Consider the following 20,932-nt stretch of genomic DNA (forward strand, 5'->3'; position numbering starts at 1 on the left):
ATTGTGAATAAAAAAATTAAAAAAAACCCTTTTTATAGGGGAGGGTTTACTTATGGAAACAAAAATTAACTGGCGGACAGATTTTAAAAGAGCAAAGGAGGAGGCTAAACAAAGCGGGAAATTCCTTTTCCTTTTTTTCCATCACCCGGAATGCAATGGATGCAACAAGACCATAAAAGAGACTTTTAAGGATGAGAGTGTAATAAGGATGATGGATGAGAGATATATTCCAATGCAGTTTACTATTACAGAGGAAGAAGATCTTGCCTGTAAGTACTGCGTGGAATGGACCCCGACATTTCTGATTTCTGATTCTAGTGGAAATGAACTGGACAGATGGGAAGGTTTCCTCCCTTCAGAGGAATTTATCCCGCAGGTTATCCTGGCTGAAGGGCTATCCTATTTCAGAAAACAGGAATACGACAAAGCTGTATCATGCCTGAATAAAGTAGTTCACGACTACAGCAATTCAGGATTTGCACCGCAGGCAACCTATTATCTCGGCATTTGCCAGTATAAAGGAAGCCACGACACCTCCTATCTCAACAAGACCTGGGAGGAGCTGCATAAGAAATTTCCTGAAAGCTACTGGACCAAAAAAGCCTCTCCATTCCATGGGTAAAATTATAGAGTAAACTTATAGAATGGAGGAGCTTTAAGCCCTTCTCCCTGAAAAGAGAGAGGGGTTTTTCTTTTGTTTTATTTTATTATCCCTTCAAGCTTTCCGTATCCTTCAAACTTCAGATAGAGGGCTGAGGCTAAAAGGAGGGCGGCTATAATGTTTGCAATAAGGTCTCCCGTTCCTGCCTTAAGGCTGCGGTATTGTGTTCTCTTTTCTGTCCTTGCAAATCCGCGGGATTCAAGCGCCCTTGAAAGGGTATCAGCATTTCTCAGAGTTGAAAGAAATACTGGTCCCAGAAGGGGGACAAACTTTTTTATTCTCTCAATTATACTTCCTGAAAAAGGGTCAAAACCCCTTGAACGCTGTGCCTGAATAACAGTTACTGTGGTGCCTACAAATGTCGGGACTAGACGAAGCGCTGTTGTAAAGGCAAAACCAAGCCGGTATGGAACCCCAAGCTCTATAAGCCCTAGACCTATGTCTTCGTTGCGGGTAGTTGAAAGAAAAATAACTCCTGCGATTATAATGGAATTTATTTGCAGCGCTGCTGATAACCCGTAAAGCACTGACTCGACACTTGTGAATCCGAAAAGCGGGGTTATGCCTTTTATGGAAAAAGTCCAGATAGTTATGGAAAACAAAGTTATGATTATCATCAGCTTCCAGACTACTGATAATCTGTCAAGACATTTGCCAAGCGCTGCATGAGATAAGGTAATCAGAATAATGGCAGCATTAAAAGCAGGGTTCTCAAAAAGAAGGGACAGAACAAAGAATACGAGAAGTATGAAAAGCTTTGTCCTCGGGTCAAGCCTTGTGACTATGCAGTCTCTGTCTGTGTATAGAAAGTAATTCATCTTTTTATGATTGCAGATTTAAATTCTTCAATGTTAAGCAAAGTATGTCCAAGCATGGAAGATAATTTCACAACTTCAGGAAGTTTAATATGGCATTCTTTCAGAAGCTTTTCGTTTTTCATCCCATCTCTGGTCCTGCCGTCAAAGGCGATTTTTCCGTCCTGCATTATTATGAGTCGTCTTGCATATTTTGTGATCACATGCATTGAGTGAGTTACCATGATTATTGTGTGTCCTTCGCTGTTAAGCTTAAGGAGGAGATTCATCATTCCCGTAAGCTCAATGTAGTCAAGCCCTGTTGTAGGTTCATCGAGTATTATGATATCGCTCTTCGCCGCTAAAACCGATGCAACTGCAATCCTCTGCCTTTGCCCTTTTGTCAGTACAAAGGGATCATCATTGCGGTTTTCTTCAAGCCCTACTGCTTGAAGTGAATCGCTGACCCTTTTTCTTATCTCATCTTCAGAAAGGGAGAGAAGCTTGGGTGTAAAAGCGACCTCATCTTCAACTGTCTCTGAGAAAATCTGATAGTCAGGGTTCTGGAAAACAAATCCGGCTTTCTGTACAAGATCCAGATGGGTGTAAGTATTTATGTTTTTTCCGTCTATGGTTATTTTGCCTGAAGTGCCTTTAAGAAGACCATTGATCTGTTTAACCAGAGTTGTCTTGCCGCTGCCATTTTTCCCTGCTATGGCAATAATCTCTCCTCTCTTTATAGAAAGGTCTATATTGTCAAGGACAGGGCTTTTTTCATTCTCGTAGAAAAATGTGACTCCTTCCATATTGAGAATCTGCTCTCCATTTGAACTTTCAAATCGTTTATCTTCATTAATGATTTGCTGGACTTTTAAACTGTCAAGATGGAAGCCATTTGAAGTAAAATAGACGTATGCGTCATCAGCATTTTTAAAAGGTTTCCCTGCTCCCAATGTTTGAGCCAATACTGCAAGCTGAGGGGGCATGATTCCCAAAGTCTCAATCTTTGATATGTCCCGGAAAATCTCTTCCGGCGGGCCGTCAATGACAATTTTCCCGCTGTCTATGACTATGCAGCGGTCAGCTTCCATTAGCTCGTCAGTCTCGTGTTCAACGGCAATGATAGCTCGGGTCCTGTCTTTCCTGATGGTGTCAAGGAGTTTAAAGACACTGCTTTTCCCTTCAGGGTCAAGGTCAGTGGTCGGCTCGTCAAGACAAACAAGAAGAGGCTCCATTGCAAGCACTGCGGCGATTGCAAGCCTTTGTTTCTGTCCCCCTGAAAGAAGAGCAGGTTCTTTTAAATTGAAACCGGAAAGTCCAGCAAGGTTTAGGTATTTGTCTATTCTTGTCTTGATCTCTTCATATTCAACGCCGGTATTTTCAAGTCCGAATGCTATTTCAAGCTCAACGCTTGTTGAAAAAAGCTGTGATTCAAAATCCTGGAAAATAATACCTACCTCACCGGATATCTCTGCCACTGACCTGCCGGAGGTTGAAGTTCCATCGATTAAAACTGAGCCTTCAAAGTCTCCTTTTATAAAATGAGGTATCAGACCGTTTAGCGTTAAAATAAAAGTGGATTTGCCGGCTCCGCTTCTGCCGAGTATTGCGATAAATTCACCTTTCTCAATATTCAGTGTTATTGAATTTAGCGCGTGTTTGTGAGTGCGTCTGTATGAGAATGATAAATTCTTTATATCAAGCAGAGCATTTTTTTCAGAGGTCATGGCTCTATGATATAAGACAGCCAATAAGTAAAACCAGCAGAGAGGCAGCAACTGCCCCCGTGGTTCCAAATTTGGCCATCCATTGGTTTGAGGATAGAAATGGGATAGAAGCTGAAATACCTGAGGAAAGAATAAGACCTGCCCCAATGGCACAAAGGCTTCCGGCTATAATCAGGATTTTTCCTGCAAAAGGAGCTGTAGGCGCTTTAAAGTCTGTATCGCTCATAATCTCTGTCCAGAGCAAATCCCACTTTTCAATGCGGGGATAGAGGACTATAAAAACAACAGGACCTAAGATTACGGAAACTACGATGTTGTTGATAAATATTATAGAGCCCAATAATGCAAACGGCACAAGTCCGAGGGAGTCAAGACCTCCTGCTATTATGGATGCACATGCAGCGCTTGAAACGACTCCGATATAGAAAAAAGTCAATATGAATAATATCTTCTTCTTGCTCTTATTATAGATAGAATTGATTTTCCTTGCATCGAAGAGTTTGTAAGCTGTAAGACTATAAAAAAAATTACCAAAGAACCCAAATAATGTTCCTATTCCGAGAGTCCCGAAGAAGTCGCCTATCACGTTCCCGATGGCTGAACCCCATGCACCTGCAGGACCGAAGAGAATACCGAACACCACTGGTATTACTGAGGCAGGTCTTATTTCCGTTGAACCGGGTATTATTGGTATGCTTTTCATGGGAATAACAATAGCGGCGAATATGCCTGCTGTAATGGAGCAGAGCACCACCATCTTTGTATATTTCCACATTGAAAAGATTTCGCGCATATTTTTTTTAAAAATATTATAATCTACTTTGAAGGTAAAAAAAACAGAGAAATGCAATGGTCTTATTAAAGGCGAAAGAATATGGAAGGAACTCTTAAACTGACAAACGGCTCGAGAATTGCTGTCATCGGCGGCGGACCGGCCGGCAGTTTCTTTTCCCATTTTGCGCTGAAGTTTATCAGGAACCAGGGGATTTCCGCGACCGTTACCATCTTCGATGCCAAGTCATTTCTTACTCATCTTCCAAAAGACTGCAATATGTGTGCGGGAGTATTGGGGTTTAATCTGATTAAGAAACTCAAGGCAGAAGGAATTTCTATTGAAGGAAAATCAATACGGCAGGAGATAGCGGGTTACGCATTCCATCTAAAGAACAAATTCATAACTCTTTATAAGGCTCCTCATTCTCCTATTTATACTGTTTTCAGGGGTATGGGACCAGTATCAGACAGTGATGAACACATGAGTTTTGACAGGTTCCTTCTTGATAAGGTAGTTGCCGAAGGTGCACAGTGGAAGAAAGAACATGTTCGTGAGATCATTTCTTCAGGAAAAGAAAAGCCGCGCATTTTAACTGATGAAAATCCTGATGGGGAGGAATATGATTTTGTTGCAGGTGCATTTGGAGTAAATACAAGGCTTTCAAGGGAAATGAGTTTTGGTTATGTTCCTCCTAAGACATGGCACGCCTGTCAGGCAGAGATTCTTGTCGATGAAGAGTTTGTGAATGAGCGAATTGGGAACATGATTCACGTCTTCAATTTTGGTGAGAAAACGATAAAGCTCATAGCTATTACTCCCAAGAAGAATATTCTTACAATTACTGCAATCGGCGAGCATGTGAAGATCAAGGATCTGAAAGAAGCTTTATCATACGGAGAGCTTAAGAACTACATCCCGGCAGGCAGAGAAATAGTCTGCCACTGCCATCCGAAGCTTCCTGTTACGGCTGCGAAGAACCCATTCTCCGACAGAATGGCAATAATAGGTGATGCCTGCGATTCAAGGTATCTCAAAAATGGAATAGAGTCTTCTTTCTTTACCGCTTATTTCGCTGCGGATACTGTTGTTAATCACGGGATTGATAAGGAGAACCTCAAGCTGCATTATTTTAAAAGATGCCGCAAACTATTCGGCATAGATAATCTATGCGGGAAAATGATGTTTGCCGTGAACAACTATATGGCAAAAAACAGATTTTTCATTGCTGCACAAATTGCCATTGCGGATGCTGAGCAGCAAAGTGCTCCTTCAAAGCGGTATCTCAGCAAAAGCATGTGGCATTTCTTCAGCGGAGAAGCTCCATATCTCTGGATCCTCAGAAAGAGCCTGAAGCCGAGGCTTGTTATTAGCTTCATAAAGCAGGCAGGCAGGGCTTTCTTTTTAAACCTCTTTCAAAACAGGAATGTGACAGATAAAGCCAGAAATCTGAGGAAAAAGATTTCCAGGAAAATTGTTGCTGTCCCGACGTACACATGTGAGGAAGGTACACGTGTTGTGATAATAGGCGGCGGCCCGGCAGGTTCAAGCTGTGCCATAAGGCTTTTGAAATTAGCTAAAGAGTCCGGGAAAGATATAAAAGTGACAATATTCGAGGGGAAGGATTATTCTGTAGATTATAACCAGTGCATGGGGATTCTCTCACCTGATGCCATCCGTGTTTTTTTCTCACTTGTGGGGCAGAGGGCATCGGCGCCGCTTTTCAGGAACAGGATTGAACGTTACACGCTTTGTACTGAATCAGAAAAAGTGGATCTTATAAGACGTGAGGACAACAAGCCTTTTTATACAGTAAGAAGGTCGGAGATGGACAGCTTCCTCCTTGATTATGCAAAGTCTCTTGGTGCGGAAGTGATCAGGAGCAGGGTTAACGGCATTGAATTTCCGCAGACCTCGTTTACAGATGAAGTAAGGGTTTACAGCGAAAGCTGTTTCGTAAAGGCGGATGTGGTTGTCGGGGCATTCGGACTTGACGATTCCATGATGGAATGTTTTGAAAAAGCTACGGGCAAGGGGAAGGCTTACAGAAGACCAAAAAAATTCATGAAGACTTTCATAACCAAGATTCAAGCTGACACTAAATTTATAGAAGAAAAATTTGAAAATGGGATATTTGCTTTCCTTCTTTCCACCCTTCCAAGGATAGAATTTGCGGCAATGGCACCCAAGGATGACCAGATAATAGTAAATATTGCAGGAAGGAACATAACTTCACTTGATATGGATGCTTTCCTAAACCACCATGTTTTGCGAAAAATACTTCCTCCCGTAGATATCAGCAATCTTAAGTATTATGCCGGGAGATTCCCGATATCACATTCTACAGGCTCCTTCGGGAACCGTTATGTCATAGTGGGTGATGCAACAGGATGGGTAAAACCCTTTAAATCCCACGGAATTGATATGGCTTTGATTACCGGGGTGAGAGCTGCAGAGGTTCTTTTTAAGTACGGATTTTCCGAGGAGTCGTTCAGCTATTATGCAGACCTGTGCAGGGATTTGACTTCTGACTTCTACTATGGGGCAATGATAAGGTACCTTTCAGGGCTTGGTACTGACTTTAATGCCATGGATTTATTTGTAAGACATTCCCGTGACAATCATTATTTTTATGATGTACTCTACAACTGTATTTCCGGAGATAAATCATACCGTGAGATTGCATCAAGTCTGCTAAGGCTTCGTCTTCTGAAACCACTTCTTAGCGCTATTATGAAAAGTATGCCCGGCGGAAGATCAGGCAGGAATTGATACTGATGGAAATTCTTTGAGCTTTGAGAATGCTATATTCTTTACTTTCTCAAGCTGTTCAGGTGACGGGGCTTCAAAGCGCAAGACAAGTACAGGCTGAGTATTGGATGCCCTGATGAGTCCCCATCCGTCACTTGTCATGAATCTCACTCCATCCACATCGATGACTTTATATATTCCTCTGAAATACTCCGTGAGCTTTTTTACTATTTCAAATTTCTCTTCATCAGTGCAATCTACACGGATTTCCGGTGTATTGTAGAGCACTGGTATATCAGACAGAAGTTCAGAGCAACTTGCGCTGGTTTTAGACAGAAGCTCGGCCATCCTGCACGATGCATAAATGGCATCATCATAACCAAAATATCTGTCTGCGAAGAACATATGTCCGCTCATTTCTCCGCCAAGGGGGGCATTAAGTTCCTTCATCTTGCTTTTTATAAGGGAATGACCTGCCATCCACATCACCGGTGTACCGCCATGTTTTACAATGTCGTCGTAAAGCGCCTGGGAACATTTAACTTCGAATACGATTGGAGCGTTACCTTTTTTAAGAATTTCCCTTGAAAATAGTATGAGAAGCTGGTCCCCCCATATTATGTTTCCCTTGTTGTCTATGACGCCTATCCTGTCTGCATCTCCGTCATATCCGATACCCATGTCGAGTTTATTGTTGCATACTTCAGAAACAAGCGTTGTGAGGTTCTTCTTTATCGTCGGGTCAGGGTGATGGTTAGGGAATCTGCCGTCCGGTGTGCAAAAAAGCTCTGTCACAGTGCATCCTATTTTTCTTAAAAGCACGGGAGCAATGATTGATGCTGCGCCATTCCCGGAATCAATTGCGATATTGAGCGGTTTTTCGAGCTTTATACCTTTTGCAACTGTTTCAATATATTCTTCTGTAACGGAACAACTTTCTAAGCTTCCGCTTCCAGATGCGAATTTGCCGGAGTCGATTATTCTTCTTACATCCTGTATTTCCTCTCCATGAAGCGTTGTTTTATTATAACAGAGTTTGAGTCCGTTAAACTCTGGGGGATTATGACTTCCGGTTATCATTATGCCGCCGTCAACATCAAGATTAAAAAGCGAGAAATAAAGGACAGGTGTAGGAACCATTCCTACATCTATGCAATCTATTCCTGCTGCGCGTGCACCACGAATTGCCGCATCATTGAAACTTTCAGAGCTGAGACGAATATCGTAGCCTATGGATATTTTTTTCCCGCCGCGCTCTCTGATATATGTTCCGAATGCCCTGCCTATAGTTTCAACTATCTCCGGAGTTAAATCCTCTCCTACGAGTCCGCGTATGTCGTATTGTCTGAAGATCTGTGGATTTATCATTTGCAATACTCCCTTCTGTACCATTCAACAGTTTTATTTAAGCCATCTGAAAAAGAGACTTCAGGTGAATAATCAAGAAACTTATTTGCTCTCGTGATATCAGCCAGTGAATGCTTTATATCACCGGCTCTTGGTTCAAAGTAAAGCGGCTGCAAGTTTGTTCCAAGAATAATATTGAGTTCATCTATAAGTTCATTGAGTGTGATACGCTTTCCGCAGGCTACGTTTATCAGGCTTCCCGATATTCCCTGCCTTTCAGATGCTGCAATATTCGCATTCACAACATTTTTTACGAATGTGAAATCCCTTGACTGTTCTCCATCGCCGTAAACTGTTGGCTTTTCTCCTGAAATCATCTGTCGGATAAAAATTGATATGACACCGGAATAAGGTGATGATGGATCCTGTCTGGGGCCGAAGACGTTAAAATACCTTAGCACTACAGTTTCTATTCCATAGAGTTTTGAAAAAACACTACAGTAATATTCGCCAGTAAGCTTTGACACAGCATACGGGGAGAGCGGTTCAGGTGACAATTCTTCTGATTTCAAAAGCTCAATCTTGTCTCCATAGGCTGATGATGAACCTGAGTAAACAAGCCTTCTCACACCCGCCTCCTTTGAAGCTACTAGAAGATTAAGTGTTCCGTCAACATTGGCTTCATTGCTTGTAATAGGGTCTTTCACAGATCTTGTAACTGAAGGGATTGCTCCGATATGGAATACAGTATCAACTCCTTTGACGGCTTTCCTTAAGTCATCGATATTTCTGAGATCGCCCTGTATGAATTCGATCTCCTTGATAACCCTGCTGAGGTTTTCCATCTTCCCGGTTGAAAGATTATCTATTACCCGGACTTTTTTGCCTCTCTTTAACAATTCATCACAAAGATTTGAACCAATAAACCCTGCACCGCCTGTAATCAGGAAAACGGACATATCAACCCTCTTTCTGTATTTTAAATATCCATTCTCGTTAAACGGTAAAGAGTGAGAATCGCTAAAGTTTTATTATCTTTCCCCGGTGAGAATTTATTTTTTTCAGAGCATTGCGCGTGTCAATTATAACCTTGGAATGCGCTGCTATCATTTCATAGTCGAAAGATGAATGGTCTGTTACAAGTACAACACAATCCACTTTTTTAAGAGTATCAGGAGTAAGCTTAGATGAATTAAGCTTTATATCTTTCAGCTTAATTGCAGGCACAAATGGATCGGTGTAGCTCACAATTGCTTCTTTCCCCATCAGCAGGCCTATTATGTCGAGTGCCGGCGATTCCCTCATGTCATCTATATCTTTCTTGTATGAGATACCAAGAACAAAGACTTTTGCACCTTTAAGGCTTTTTTTCTTTTTGTTGAGGACATCAACAATTTTATCCAGAACAAACTCCGGCATATGCGTGTTGACTTCTCCTGCAAGTTCTATAAACCGCGCATTGTAATTTAACTCTTTGAGTTTCCATGAGAGATAATGCGGGTCTATGGGGATGCAGTGTCCGCCAAGACCAGGTCCGGGGTAGAATGGCATAAAACCAAATGGCTTTGTGGCAGCGGCATCTATTACTTCCCATACATCTATATTAAGCTTGTTGCATATTATTGCCATTTCATTCACGAGTCCGATGTTTACACTCCTGAAAGTGTTTTCAAGAAGCTTTACCATTTCAGCAGCATCTGCGGTTTTCACAGGAACAACATTTTCTATAAATTGTGAATAGAAAAGGGCTGCGATTTTAGTGCAGGCATCAGAAATTCCTCCTACGACTTTAGGCGTATTTTTTGTCATGAAACGCTTGTTGCCCGGGTCTATCCTTTCAGGGGAGAAAGCGAGATAGAAATCCCTCCCTGCTTTTAACCCTCCAAGCTCAAGGGTGGGCATGATAAGCTCCCTTGTTGTTCCCGGGTAAGTCGTGCTTTCAAGGACTATAAGCTGTTGCTGCCTTATGAAATTCTTTATCTTTTCAACTGCGGCAACAATATAGGAAATATCAGGGTCTCTGGTTTTCCTGAGAGGTGTGGGGACACAGATGCTTACTGCGTCTGCTTTGGCAAGAACTGAAAAATCAGTAGTCGCCTCGAACAGCCCTTTTTCCATTGCTGTCCTAAGCTCTTTGTCCGGAACATCGAGTACAGGGGAAATCCCTTTTTTTATTCCCGCTACTTTTTTCTCATCAATGTCTATGCCTGAGACATGGAATCCTGCCCGCGCTATCTCCATCGCTAAGGGAAGACCTACATAACCTAATCCTATGACCGCGACACGTGCTTTTCTTGTTTTTATAAGTTTTTCTATTTTCATAATATCAAGCATATAACATGCACATTTCATTTCTTACAAGAAAAAAGAATGTCCTTTAGCTTTATGTCATTGCACTGAAGAGTGCTGAACAATATATAATTAATACTTGCTCTTTTGAAAAAAAACTAATTTGAGATTGGCAGTGTTATTTGCTTTGATAGTGCGAAGGAATAAAAATTATTATTTAATAATTGAAAATAGTTTATATTTGATGTCAATATTACAATCATTGTTTCATAAAAAATTGGAGTTTTTAATGTGTAAATTAAAATCTGACTTGTTTTTCTTTGCTGCCGTAGTGTTCTTGTTAGTGCCATTTATCTTGCAAGCTGCAGGAAAAATAGAACTTCCGCGGACAGGGCAGACCATCAGTTATGCAACAGGAGACGATGGGAATATTCAGGCAGGAGTTGCATGGCCCAATCCACGGTTTACTGATAATGATGATGAAACTGTAACTGACAATCTCACAGGGCTGATGTGGACAAAAGATGGGAATCTCCCAAATGGGTATAAAACATGGCAGGAGGCGCTTGATTACATAGCATCTCTTAACAATAGCAATTATCTTGGGTTTAATGATTGGCGACTGCCAAACGTTAATGAACTTAAAAGTCTTCTTAATGCTGATGAGCCAGATTCATCGATATGGCTTAATACGCTGGGCTTCAACAATGTACAGGCGAGTAACTATTGGTCCTCTTCGACTTATACCAGCTATACTAGTTATGCGTGGTGCGTTGATATGGACTTAGGCGTGTACGTCAATGGTAAGACTTACGATTACTATGTTTGGCCTGTGCGGTCTGGACAGTCTGGATTGTTTGGTTCTTCGGTTATTTCTCTTCCGCAAACAGGGCAATCAAAGTGCTACGAAACATTTGGCGCAGAGATTGCCTGCACGGGTACAGGGCAGGATGGTGATATTCAGGCAGGTGTTGCATGGCCAAATCCACGGTTTACTGATAATGTCGATGAAACTGTAACTGACAATCTCACAGGGCTGATGTGGACAAAGGATGGGAATCTTCCAAACGGGTATAAAAAGTGGCAGGAAGCGCTTGACTATATAGCATCTCTTAACAGCAGCAATTATCTTGGATTTAATGATTGGCGACTGCCGAATGCCAACGAGCTTAAAAGTATTGCAAATGCTGATGAGCCAGATTCAACGACATGGCTTAATACGCAGGGTTTCAACAATGTGCAAGCCAGTAGTTATTGGTCTTCTTCTACGTGGGCCAGTTATACATACTTTGCGTGGCGCGTTGATTTGAGAGGCGGTGTTGTGTGGGACGGAAATAAGGGTGGCTATAACTATGTTTGGCCTGTGCGGTCTGTACAGTCTGGGTTATTTGTTCCTTCAGTTATTTCCTGCAGTCCAAAATCTGGAATGCAGGGGAAGAAGTTAAAAGTTACGATAAGCGGAGAACACTTTGATGGAGCCGGGGCTGTAAGTTTTGGCTCAGGGATAACAGTAATTACATTCACAGTAGTAAGCAATACACAGATAATTGCAAATATAAAAATAAACTCTTCAGCAACTGCAGGCGAGAAAAATGTGAGTGTTACAACGCCGAATGGCAAAGAGGGAATGAGCAGAGCTTTTAGTGTTGGAAATCTTCCCGACCTCAAAGTAAATTCAGTTACATTTCCAAATAAGATAAGTAATAATGAGCTTGCCATAGCTGCCATGATTGAAAATGTTGGAAAGAGAAAAACACATGGTTCTTCTGCAAAATTCTATCTCTCAACAAATAATGATAGCACCAAAACAGATGCTGATATCCCGCTGTGGACCGAACATGTAAGGAGATTAAAGAAGAATCAAAAGCGATTTGTTGTATACGTATGGGATGTTGATGCTGTTTCAGGCACCTATTACATAAAAGTAGTGTGTGACAGCGGTAATACTATAATTGAATCTAATGAGAACAATAATATAAAGGCATCAAAGAAGATTATCATAAAATAAAATTTTATATGCCGAAGTTTGAAATACCAGCGGCTAAACGTGTTTTTGTGGTGTTTGTCCAAAGAATTGCACCTTGTCAGACATCTGCCGGTCTCTCGGTCGGAACTACGTGATTATTTTAATAAACGTCTTTCAAATATCAATCCTTGACCCTGCTTTCGTTATTATCTTATAATTTTTTAAAGAAAGGTTTTTTTAATGAAAAAAGAGTCTGTCAATATAAGAGTCAGGGGAATAGTCCAGGGGGTCGGGTTCAGATATTTTACGGTGCGTGAAGCAAAAAAACTTGGCCTCAGCGGTTTTGTAAGGAATGAACCAGATGGGTCGGTCTATGCATATGCAGAAGGCGGAAAACTTGAGCTTGAGGATTTTATAGATGTGATAAGAAAAGGACCAAGATTTGGCTCTGTCATGGAAGTGGATGTTGAATGGGGGGAGTATAGCGGTGCATACAAGGACTTTGATATAACATACTGAAGGACAATAGGAATGGTTAAACCAAAAGATGTAGTAATGGAGAAGATGGCTCTAAGGGTCTGCGATGAACTTTCAAAAAGAAACATTGAAGGTATTTTTGTAAAGACAAGCGCAGAGGCAAGAAAGATAATCAGAAAAATGATTCCTAAAGGGGCAAAGGTCGGCCTTGGAGGTTCAACAACTCTTAGTGACAGCGGAATAATAGATGAACTGCGTACTATGGAAATCAACCTCCTTGACAGGTACAAAGACGGAGTAACTCCGGAAGAGGTAAATCGTATGAGATATGAAGGTCTTACTTCTGATGTATTCATCGCAAGCACCAATGCCATTACATTAAAAGGAGAATTGATTAATGCAGATGGCATGGGGAACAGGGTCGCTTCAATTATATTTGGTCCGTCCAAGGTAATACTTGTGACAGGGGTGAATAAAATTGTAAAAAATCTTCAAGACGGATTTGAGCGCATATACCTTACAGCCGCTCCTATGAACAGCATAAGGTTTAACGCTAAAACTCCCTGTGCTGAAACAGGTTTATGCGAAGAGGAAACCTGTTATCCTCCAAAAAGGATTTGCAATATTTTTACCATAATAGAGGGGCAGCCTGTACCAGGAAGGCTGTATGTTATAATAATAAATGAAATCCTCGGATTCTGATTCAAAAGATAATATTTCCAGTCTCTCCGGGATAAAAGTAAAGAGATTGTATTCTCCTGAAGACGTCAGGGGACTTGATTATTGTGAATCTCTTGGCTTCCCGGGGGAATATGTATTTACACGCGGTGTCCACCATACCATGTACAGGGGTAGGCTTTGGACAATGCGCCAGTTTGCAGGATTTGGATCTGCAAAGGATACGAACTTCCGTTTCCGCTATCTCCTTGAGCATGGTCAGACAGGTCTTTCTGTTGCCTTTCATCTGCCGACCCTCTTAGGAAGGGATTCAGACCATACTCTGGCGCGCGGCGAGGTTGGTATTTGTGGTGTTGCTATAGACAGCCTTGCTGACATGGAGTCTCTATTTGATAAAATTCCTCTTGATAAGGTCACTACGTCCATGACAATAAACGGCCCTGCCATTGTACTCTTTGCAATGTACTGCGCCCTGGGAGAAAAACAGGGAGTACCTTTAAACCAGATCCGCGGTACAATACAGAATGACATTTTGAAGGAATATATTGCCCAGAAGACTTATATTTACCCTCCGCTACCTTCTATCAAGATAATTACTGATATCTTCAAATTTGGGACAGCGACAGTGCCGAAGTTCAATACAATTAGTATCAGCGGTTATCATATCAGGGAAGCAGGCTCAACTGCGCTTCAGGAGCTTGCTTTTACCATTGCCGACGGAATTGAATATGTGAATGCAGGAATAAGGGCAGGAATAGATATTGATAATTTTGCGCCCCGTCTTTCATTTTTTTTCAATTCACACAATGATATATTTGAAGAAGCGGCCAAATACAGGGCTGCAAGACGAATCTGGGCCAGGATAATGAAAGAAAGGTTCAAGGCAAAAAATCCTGATTCATGGAAGATGAGATTCCATACTCAGACAGCCGGATGCTCTCTTACAGCGCAGCAGCCAAATAATAATATTGTCAGGGTCACTTTGCAGGCACTGGCAGGAATTCTCGGAGGAACGCAGTCTCTCCATACCAATTCACGTGACGAGACTCTTTCGCTTCCAACTGATGAATCTGTCATGATAGCATTAAGGACTCAGCAGGTTCTCGCTTATGAAAGCGGGATTACTGAAATTGCCGATCCTCTGGGAGGTTCCTACTTCCTTGAATCTCTCACTTCAAATATGGAGGATGAAGCTGTTGCTTATATAGAGAAAATTGATGATCTTGGAGGAATGGTTGCCGCAATTGAAGCAGGATTTCCCCAGTCAGAGATAGTCGAAAGCTCTTATAGGTTCCAGCAGGATGTTGATAGTGCAAAAAGAACAATAGTCGGAGTTAACAGGTTCAAGACTCATGATGCCCATTATAAAGGAATAGATGTCCTTAAAATTGCGGAAGAAGTGGAAGGAGAACAGGTTAAGAAGCTTCATGAATTGAAAAAGACGAGAGATAATGGTAATGTAATAAAATCGCTTGATAAAATACATGAAGCTGCTTTACAAAATAAAGATCTCATGTTGCCGGTTCTTGAAGCTGTTAAATGTTATGCAACTGTCGGAGAGATATGCGACAGCCTCAGGGATGTGTATGGCGAGTATGTAGATGCGAAGACTTTTTAGTAGAAAAAAATCTGCGATGCGGTTACAGAGGGGCAAAATAGTGAGAAAAAATGTTTGAAATAAGATTTCATGGACGTGGCGGACAGGGGGCTGTTGTTGCTTCAAAGATACTGGCCCTCGCTTTTTTTTATGATGGTTACTATGTGCAGTCTTTTCCGGTATTTGGACTTGAGCGCAGGGGTGCGCCGGTTGCAGCTTTTTTAAGGGTGGACAAGCAGCCAATCCGTTTACGCACAAATGTTTATCACCCTGACTCGGTTATAGTTCTGGATGAAACGCTTATCAGGTTTGAGAATGTCGCTGACGGATTAAAGGAGAATGGAGATATACTGATCAACACGCGTAAGAATCCCTCTGAGATTGATAGCTTCAACGGGTACAGGGTTTTTACAGTAAATGCCACAGATATCGCGCTAAAATACTGTCTCGGCAATATATCATCACCCATTGTGAACACTGCTATACTTGGCGCATATCTCAGAATAAACAGAAAGACAAAATTCACTTCCCTTGAGAGAGCATTGAGGGAAGAGGTAAAGATAAATACCAAAGATAACCTTCTTGCTGCGCGGGAAGCTTACAGAAAATGTAATATGCTTATGAGTGAGAACAATAGTGAAAAGAAAACGGCAAAATAATATTCCTATCCTTGCGATCTGCAATTCTCCGGTAAATACCAACATAACGGGAGCTTGGAGAAACGTGCGTCCCGTTTATTCGGAGAAAACGCCGCCATGCAGGGAAAGTTGTCCTGCCGGTGAAGACATCGAAGGAGTAATGACTCTTGTTGCTGCAAAGAAATATACTGATGCATGGCAGTTGATCCGTGAAGAAAACCCTTTCCCGGCGGTTTGCGGAAGGGTTTGCTACCATCCGTGCGAAGGGGGATGCAACCGCGGGTATTTTGATGAACCGCTTTCCATCAATGCTATCGAGAGGTTTGTTGCAGACACTGCATACAGGAATAAAATATCGAAGAGCCGGAAGGGTGCTCCTTCAAGGAAGGATAAAGTTGCAGTCATCGGTGCGGGACCAGCAGGCCTTACAGGAGCATACCATCTTGCAAAAAGAGGGTTCAGAGTTACCCTTTACGAAGCTTTTAAGGATCCGGGTGGAATATTAACATATGGGATTCCTTCCTACAGGCTTCCAAAGGATGTTCTTAAGTGGGAGATTGGAAAGATCGCAGATACCGGCGTGGAAATAAACTGCGGGAAAGTGCTTGGGAAAGATATAAAGATTAATGCCCTTCTTAATAGTTTTGACGCTATTCTCCTGGCAACTGGTGCTGCAATATCAAGGAAAATGAGGATTCCCGGAGAGGACTCAGCTAACGTAATTGACGGAAGCAAGTTCCTGCGAGATGTCAGTGCCGGAAGGGTGTCACCTCCAGGCAAAAGAGTTGCTGTCATAGGGGGAGGTAATACAGCTGTAGATGTTGCCCGCAGTGCAGCAAGGCTTGGCAGCAATGTATCTGTTATGTACAGGCGAACAAGGATGGAGATGGGGGCATTCCCTGAAGAGATATCGGATGCGCTGGAAGAGGGGATTCAGTTAAAGTTTCTTGTCGCGCCTGTAAAATTTATAAGCGGTTCAGAAGGAAAGCTTAAATCCATAAGGTTTATAAAGATGAAGCTTGGTTCTCCTGACAGCAGCGGAAGGAGAAAACCTGTTGTTCTTGAAAATTCTGAGTTTGAGGAGAATTTCGACGCAGCTATTATTGCCATAGGAGAAGACATCGACTATTCACTCATTAGTACCTCTAAGGATACTTCAGGATTTAATCCTGATATCAAAAGGGGTGGGATAATTACCAATATGGAGAGGGTTTTTGCGGCAGGTGATTATACAGGCGGAGCGCGGACAGTTGTAGATGCCATAGCAGGCGGAAAAGAGTCGGCTCTTGCCATAGAGAGTATGTTGGATGGTAAAAACTTTTTTATTGAATCTGAAAAAATAAAAATTGGTGATGGAGGCATTTCACTCTGCAGCCGCATTAACAATGTTAATTCTCACATTAAAAAACTTAATACAGTAGTTGAGTACCAGAACATAAATATAGATTATTTCCAACAGGGAGAACCTCCTGGCAGACTGAAGCTTACGGTTGATAAAAGGAAGAATGAGTTTTCAGAGGTGCATTTCCCTGTTAGCAGGGCTGATGCTGTGGCTGAAGCAATGAGATGCTTTAATTGCGGAAGATGCACGGAATGCGATAACTGTTACAAATACTGTCCTGACATATCAGTTTTAAGAAAAGTAAAGGATGGAATCAACTATGAAATAGATTATGACCATTGCAAGGGATGCGGGATTTGTACAGCCGAATGCCCCCGTAATGTTATAGACATGATAGAGGAGTTCAAATCTTGAAAAAAGTACTTATGGGGAACCATGCGGTTTCACTGGGTGTGAAGCTTGCAAGGGTTAATGTCATAGCAGCTTATCCAATAACACCGCAATCACAGATCGTTGAACTTTTATCTGAAATGTGTGCAGACGGCGAGATTGACGCCGAGTTTCTGAAAGTAGAATCGGAACATTCTTCGATGGCATGCTGTATCGGTGCATCGCTGGCGGGAGCACGTGCTTTTACAGCTACTTCATCACAGGGTCTTCTGTTGATGCATGAGATGCTTCACTGGGCAGCAGGTTCACGCACGCCTGTTGTAATGACAAATGTAAACAGGGGGGTAAGTCCTCCATGGACTATATGGACAGATCAAACCGATTCAGTTTCTCAAAGAGATACGGGATGGATTCAGGTTTATTGTGAAAACAATCAGGAGGTCATTGATACGATTCTACAGGCTTACTGGGTGGCAGAGAAGGTGAGCCTCCCATTTATGGTTGTTTATGATGGGTTTTACCTTTCACATACGAGCGAGCCGGTTGATGTACCTGAGCAGAATATAGTTGATAGTTTTTTAAAACCGTATGAACCTTTCTACAAGATAGATGTAGAGAAACCTCACTCCATAAACAGTATTGTTTATCCAAGTCATTATATGGAGTTCAGGCACAATATCAAAAAATCAATGGATTCGGTGCCGTCAATATTGAAGCAGTGTCTGGCAGAATTTAAAAAACATTTTAACCGTGAATACAGTACCATTGAAGAATATAGAAATGATGATGCTGAAATTACACTCATTACTTCAAGCACAGTTACAAGTACTGCAAGAATACTTATTGATGAGTTCAGAAAAAAAGGGATAAAGATCGGGCTTGTAAAACTGCGCCTTTTTAATCCCTTCCCGCACGATGATATACTTCGTGCCCTTAAAGGAAAAAGCAAAGTAGGAGTAATTGACAGAAATTATTCACCCGGCAATGGAGGCGTATTCGCACAGACCCTTAAATTCAGTATTTCACAGGTTGCCGGTATGCCTGAAGTATATCCTTTCATTGTGGGATTGGGAGGAAGAGATGTCACGGAAGAAGTACTTGGAGAAGCTGTTGAGATAATGTTTAATGGAAAGCATAGAGGGGAAAAGGAGATATGGATAGGACTGAAAGACTGAATATCCCTGAAACCGAATTATTTCATCCCGGGCATTATGCGTGCCAGGGGTGCGGTGCGCCGATAGTAACAAGATACATGATGAAAGCTCTCGGGAAGAAAACAATAATTGTTATACCTGCATGCTGCTGGTCTGTTATACAGGGTCCTTATCCATATTCGACTCTTAAGGTATCTGTTGTGCATACTGCTTTTGAAACCGCAGCTTCAACGGCATCAGGGATACGCTCTGCTCTTAAGACACAGGGGAGAAACGACATCCATGTTGTTGCCCTTGCAGGTGACGGAGGAACATTTGATATAGGCCTTCAGGCACTTTCAGGAGCAGCAGAACGGAACGACAATATAATCTATGTCTGTTATGACAACGAAGCTTATATGAACACAGGAATTCAGAGAAGCTCATCAACTCCATTCGGAGCATGGACTACTACAACCCCGGGAAGTCATTACAAAGACAGACCCAAAAAAGATATAATACAAATAATGGCTGCACACCGGATTCCTTATGCAGCGACAGGAAGTGTCGCATATCCTGAAGATCTTTATAAAAAATTCAAGAAGGCTTCTACTATGACAGGTCTTCGTTTTTTCCATATTTTTTCACCATGTCCTCCTGGTTGGAAGTCCGCAACAGATGACTCAATAAAAATCGCCCGATATGCAACATGGTCGAAAATATATCCATTATACGAGGTTTTTGATGGGGAAAGATTCATTGTTACCAAACCTGAGAAGGAAATTCCGGTCAGTGATTATTTCAGCATCCAGAAGAGATTTTCAAATCTTTCAGAACATGACACTGCCTTCATCCAGCAGATGGTAGATGAGCGCTGGATGTCATTGCTAAAATTATCCGGTTCTTCTCCGGAAAAATAAACATAATATATGCGATGATTTTGAATAATATTGTATGACGAAACCAATATGAAAAAAAGAGTCCTGCTCTTTATATTTTTCTTTATGTTCACGGAGTCTTTATCGTGGTTGCTTTTAGAGAAAGCCCATGCAGAGATTAATATTGCAGGGATAAAACTGTCGCCAGCCGTATCAGTGAACTATGGTTATGATGACAATTACACATTTTCCGAAAAAAAGTCAGGAGCATATACTGTTTCTGTATTGCCATCTCTCAACGTGAAGTATATCGAAGGAATTACAGATTTTGAATTTAATGCAAATAGTCCTTACCGTTATTTTTCTGAATCGACAGACAAGAAATCGAAATTCTATGAAACGTTTTATGATTCTCATCTGAATTTCAAACTGCCAATGGATGTCAAAATTGAATTTGACGATAATTTTGTCAGCACTAAGTTAAGCCCTTTTTTAACAGAAGAAAGATTTAATAGGACTGATAGATCTGAAAACCATTTTCACGGGAATTTCACATTACCTTTAGGGACATTGTTAGGTTTCAATATTGATTACAGGAATGACAATTACAGGTATGTTGATAGCGGGGATGCTTTTTTTCCTTTTTCTCTTAATAACAGGAAATATGATAATGTTAGTTTTAGGACCTATTATAAGGTTTTAAGCGACACAAGAGTTTTTTACAGATATAGCTATCAGCGTCTTATCTATAAGAATGATAAAATAAAAAATTTTAGTCAGACGAATAATAACTCTCAGGCACATCAGTCAGATTATGGAATTGATCAATCTATAGGGAACATATTCAGAATTTCTGGGTCAATTGGAACCGGCCAATCAAAGCACGCGTCAGCTGATGGTCGTGGGAGAAATAAGTCTCAGGATGACCGGTTTGTATGGAATACAACGCTCTTTGTAAATGCAGGCGAAAAACTTGATATTTTTTTTAATGTTGGTAGGTCAGTGACAAATACTGATAATTTTACTTCAAAAAACAGAAGCAATGAAAATCTTTCAATATACTTATCACTTAATTCCCAGCTCACGACAAATACTAAGCTAAGCATTATAGGCGGAAGAAGTGAAAGCGTCTCAAGCCTTGAAGCTGATACTGATACAGTTTTTAAAAACTTTACTATAGAACTAGAACAGAAATTCTTTGAAAGGATAAATTCTGACTTGGAGTTCCAGTATGGGATTAATGAATATAGTGGGGGATTTACTTCAATAAAAAATGATAAGCGATGGAGCATTGATGAACGTATAGATTTTAATTTCAACAAACATCTAACATTGGGAGTTGACTACCTTCATCAAAACCGCAGTCTAAACCGCAAAAGCAGTAATGAAAACAGTAACAGCAGCTTTGGGAATTATAATCGCAATGTAGTAACTTTTAATGTAAGATTAAGCTATTAAGCCAATATATAAAAGTGCTAGAATCGAAAACATA

17 protein-coding genes are annotated in these 20,932 nt (G+C 41.3%); 11 read left to right on the top strand and 6 right to left on the bottom strand.

Annotation, left to right across the window (positions count from 1 at the left end):
• Positions 1 to 52: 52 nt before the first annotated feature.
• Entirely contained in the window at positions 53 to 622 is a 570-nt protein-coding gene (locus HZA77_15295; protein ID MBI5376798.1) for a thioredoxin fold domain-containing protein, read from the top strand.
• Between the two features lie 77 nt (positions 623 to 699).
• Here the strand turns inward: HZA77_15295 and HZA77_15300 are convergent, their stop codons facing one another.
• From HZA77_15300 to HZA77_15310, 3 genes are read right to left on the bottom strand one after another with little or no spacing between them, the layout of a single operon-like run.
• Positions 700 to 1,479 (bottom strand): energy-coupling factor transporter transmembrane protein EcfT, encoded by a 780-nt coding sequence (locus HZA77_15300; GenBank protein MBI5376799.1) that lies wholly within the window; start codon positions 1,477 to 1,479, stop codon positions 700 to 702.
• Positions 1,476 to 3,182 (bottom strand): ABC transporter ATP-binding protein, encoded by a 1,707-nt coding sequence (locus HZA77_15305; GenBank protein MBI5376800.1) that lies wholly within the window; start codon positions 3,180 to 3,182, stop codon positions 1,476 to 1,478. Before HZA77_15305 ends, HZA77_15300 begins: the two co-directional genes overlap by 4 nt.
• A 4-nt stretch (positions 3,183 to 3,186) precedes the next feature.
• Positions 3,187 to 3,957 carry a QueT transporter family protein gene (locus tag HZA77_15310; protein ID MBI5376801.1) on the bottom strand — a complete coding sequence of 257 codons (771 nt, stop codon included), beginning with the start codon at positions 3,955 to 3,957 and terminating at the stop codon, positions 3,187 to 3,189.
• A gap of 99 nt (positions 3,958 to 4,056) precedes the next feature.
• On the opposite strand from HZA77_15310, the gene HZA77_15315 reads away from it, so the two are divergent.
• Positions 4,057 to 6,726: a hypothetical protein gene (locus HZA77_15315; GenBank protein MBI5376802.1), complete on the top strand. Its 2,670-nt coding sequence runs from the start codon at positions 4,057 to 4,059 to the stop codon at positions 6,724 to 6,726.
• On the opposite strand, the gene HZA77_15320 is transcribed toward HZA77_15315, so the two are convergent.
• The 3 genes from HZA77_15320 to HZA77_15330 all read right to left on the bottom strand — a co-directional run bounded on the left by HZA77_15320 (position 6,712) and on the right by HZA77_15330 (position 10,386).
• Entirely contained in the window at positions 6,712 to 8,073 is a 1,362-nt protein-coding gene (locus tag HZA77_15320) for a phosphomannomutase/phosphoglucomutase (protein ID MBI5376803.1), read from the bottom strand. The two genes, HZA77_15315 and HZA77_15320, sit on opposite strands and share 15 nt — an antisense overlap.
• Positions 8,070 to 9,011 (bottom strand): SDR family oxidoreductase, encoded by a 942-nt coding sequence (locus HZA77_15325; GenBank protein MBI5376804.1) that lies wholly within the window; start codon positions 9,009 to 9,011, stop codon positions 8,070 to 8,072. Before HZA77_15325 ends, HZA77_15320 begins: the two co-directional genes overlap by 4 nt.
• Before the next feature lie 61 nt (positions 9,012 to 9,072).
• On the bottom strand, positions 9,073 to 10,386 hold the full coding sequence (locus tag HZA77_15330) for a nucleotide sugar dehydrogenase (GenBank protein MBI5376805.1): 1,314 nt from the start codon (positions 10,384 to 10,386) through the stop codon (positions 9,073 to 9,075).
• 244 nt (positions 10,387 to 10,630) lie between these two features.
• Between HZA77_15330 and HZA77_15335 the strand changes: the two genes are divergently transcribed.
• From HZA77_15335 to HZA77_15375, 9 genes are all read left to right on the top strand, one after another.
• Positions 10,631 to 12,349: a DUF1566 domain-containing protein gene (locus HZA77_15335; GenBank protein MBI5376806.1), complete on the top strand. Its 1,719-nt coding sequence runs from the start codon at positions 10,631 to 10,633 to the stop codon at positions 12,347 to 12,349.
• Between the two features lie 198 nt (positions 12,350 to 12,547).
• Positions 12,548 to 12,826 carry an acylphosphatase gene (locus HZA77_15340; GenBank protein MBI5376807.1) on the top strand — a complete coding sequence of 93 codons (279 nt, stop codon included), beginning with the start codon at positions 12,548 to 12,550 and terminating at the stop codon, positions 12,824 to 12,826.
• A gap of 12 nt (positions 12,827 to 12,838) precedes the next feature.
• Complete coding sequence (locus HZA77_15345) at positions 12,839 to 13,486, top strand: lactate utilization protein (protein ID MBI5376808.1); 648 nt, start codon at positions 12,839 to 12,841, stop codon at positions 13,484 to 13,486.
• Positions 13,467 to 15,080 (top strand): methylmalonyl-CoA mutase family protein, encoded by a 1,614-nt coding sequence (locus HZA77_15350; protein ID MBI5376809.1) that lies wholly within the window; start codon positions 13,467 to 13,469, stop codon positions 15,078 to 15,080. Before HZA77_15345 ends, HZA77_15350 begins: the two co-directional genes overlap by 20 nt.
• A gap of 50 nt (positions 15,081 to 15,130) precedes the next feature.
• Positions 15,131 to 15,718, top strand: coding sequence for a 2-oxoacid:acceptor oxidoreductase family protein (locus tag HZA77_15355; protein ID MBI5376810.1), 588 nt, complete (start codon positions 15,131 to 15,133; stop codon positions 15,716 to 15,718).
• On the top strand, positions 15,696 to 17,453 hold the full coding sequence (locus HZA77_15360; GenBank protein MBI5376811.1) for an FAD-dependent oxidoreductase: 1,758 nt from the start codon (positions 15,696 to 15,698) through the stop codon (positions 17,451 to 17,453). Before HZA77_15355 ends, HZA77_15360 begins: the two co-directional genes overlap by 23 nt.
• On the top strand, positions 17,450 to 18,604 hold the full coding sequence (gene porA, locus HZA77_15365) for a pyruvate ferredoxin oxidoreductase (protein MBI5376812.1): 1,155 nt from the start codon (positions 17,450 to 17,452) through the stop codon (positions 18,602 to 18,604). Before HZA77_15360 ends, porA begins: the two co-directional genes overlap by 4 nt.
• The gene (locus HZA77_15370) at positions 18,583 to 19,482 is read left to right on the top strand and encodes a pyruvate synthase subunit beta (protein MBI5376813.1); all 900 of its coding nucleotides are present in this window, start codon (positions 18,583 to 18,585) and stop codon (positions 19,480 to 19,482) included. Before porA ends, HZA77_15370 begins: the two co-directional genes overlap by 22 nt.
• 48 nt (positions 19,483 to 19,530) lie before the next feature.
• Positions 19,531 to 20,898 (top strand): hypothetical protein, encoded by a 1,368-nt coding sequence (locus HZA77_15375; protein ID MBI5376814.1) that lies wholly within the window; start codon positions 19,531 to 19,533, stop codon positions 20,896 to 20,898.
• Positions 20,899 to 20,932: the final 34 nt, after the last annotated feature.

It is taken from the genome of Candidatus Schekmanbacteria bacterium (genome assembly GCA_016219965.1).
GTDB lineage: Bacteria > Schekmanbacteria > GWA2-38-11 > GWA2-38-11 > J061 > JACRJM01.

What these genes read in the sequence shown, in the direction of transcription:
- HZA77_15295 (MBI5376798.1), top strand. Translation starts at nt 53, where the DNA reads ATGGAAACAAAAATTAACTGGCGGACAGATTTTAAAAGAGCAAAGGAG.
- HZA77_15300 (MBI5376799.1), bottom strand. Translation starts at nt 1,479, where the DNA reads ATGAATTACTTTCTATACACAGACAGAGACTGCATAGTCACAAGGCTT.
- HZA77_15305 (MBI5376800.1), bottom strand. Translation starts at nt 3,182, where the DNA reads ATGACCTCTGAAAAAAATGCTCTGCTTGATATAAAGAATTTATCATTC.
- HZA77_15310 (MBI5376801.1), bottom strand. Translation starts at nt 3,957, where the DNA reads ATGTGGAAATATACAAAGATGGTGGTGCTCTGCTCCATTACAGCAGGC.
- HZA77_15315 (MBI5376802.1), top strand. Translation starts at nt 4,057, where the DNA reads ATGGAAGGAACTCTTAAACTGACAAACGGCTCGAGAATTGCTGTCATC.
- HZA77_15320 (MBI5376803.1), bottom strand. Translation starts at nt 8,073, where the DNA reads ATGATAAATCCACAGATCTTCAGACAATACGACATACGCGGACTCGTA.
- HZA77_15325 (MBI5376804.1), bottom strand. Translation starts at nt 9,011, where the DNA reads ATGTCCGTTTTCCTGATTACAGGCGGTGCAGGGTTTATTGGTTCAAAT.
- HZA77_15330 (MBI5376805.1), bottom strand. Translation starts at nt 10,386, where the DNA reads ATGCTTGATATTATGAAAATAGAAAAACTTATAAAAACAAGAAAAGCA.
- HZA77_15335 (MBI5376806.1), top strand. Translation starts at nt 10,631, where the DNA reads ATGTGTAAATTAAAATCTGACTTGTTTTTCTTTGCTGCCGTAGTGTTC.
- HZA77_15340 (MBI5376807.1), top strand. Translation starts at nt 12,548, where the DNA reads ATGAAAAAAGAGTCTGTCAATATAAGAGTCAGGGGAATAGTCCAGGGG.
- HZA77_15345 (MBI5376808.1), top strand. Translation starts at nt 12,839, where the DNA reads ATGGTTAAACCAAAAGATGTAGTAATGGAGAAGATGGCTCTAAGGGTC.
- HZA77_15350 (MBI5376809.1), top strand. Translation starts at nt 13,467, where the DNA reads ATGAAATCCTCGGATTCTGATTCAAAAGATAATATTTCCAGTCTCTCC.
- HZA77_15355 (MBI5376810.1), top strand. Translation starts at nt 15,131, where the DNA reads ATGTTTGAAATAAGATTTCATGGACGTGGCGGACAGGGGGCTGTTGTT.
- HZA77_15370 (MBI5376813.1), top strand. Translation starts at nt 18,583, where the DNA reads ATGGATAGGACTGAAAGACTGAATATCCCTGAAACCGAATTATTTCAT.
- HZA77_15375 (MBI5376814.1), top strand. Translation starts at nt 19,531, where the DNA reads ATGAAAAAAAGAGTCCTGCTCTTTATATTTTTCTTTATGTTCACGGAG.